The following is a 465-nucleotide window of genomic DNA, read 5'->3' as shown; positions in this document are numbered from 1 at the left end:
TAACCCGGGCGCAAACCGGCCAGGCCGGTGCCGTTGCCGATCAGGATCAGCGGCACGTCGGACGCAGGAGGATGGAAACTGCGATTTTCCCGCACGCGCAGATCGATTTCGCCGCCTTCGCCCAGATGCGCCGTCAACCAGCCGGAACCAAGACCGAGGCTGCCATCGGTTAGCACGGTCTGGCGCACCAGCAATTCCAGTTGGCCGTCCTGCGGCAGCGAGGCGATGGAATATTCCCGATGCGGCAAGGGACGCAATTGCCCGACCAGTGTTTGCGGCGTCAGTGCGCCCAATGCCGTCAAGGCTTGCAGGTCGTCGGGCAGCAAACGGCGCGACAGCAATTCGTTCAGGGAAGTCTGGCGCGTCCCGTCGCGTACGGCCTGAAGTCCGTCCATCTGCAATGCATCGAGCAGCGCAGCGATTTTCCCAGGCGCATTGCGCGGGCCGATCTCGGCGATATCGCCG

The 465-nt window shown here is 64.1% G+C and carries 1 protein-coding gene; it reads right to left on the bottom strand.

Going from position 1 to position 465, the window contains the following annotated elements:
- A partial coding sequence (locus HLUSI_RS26460) for a sulfite reductase subunit alpha (RefSeq protein WP_040503040.1) occupies positions 1-465 on the bottom strand: 465 nt, incomplete at both ends.

Source organism: Herbaspirillum lusitanum P6-12 (assembly GCF_000256565.1).
Classification (GTDB): domain Bacteria; phylum Pseudomonadota; class Gammaproteobacteria; order Burkholderiales; family Burkholderiaceae_D; genus Herbaspirillum; species Herbaspirillum lusitanum.
This window is presented reverse-complemented; position numbering and strand designations above follow the sequence as displayed.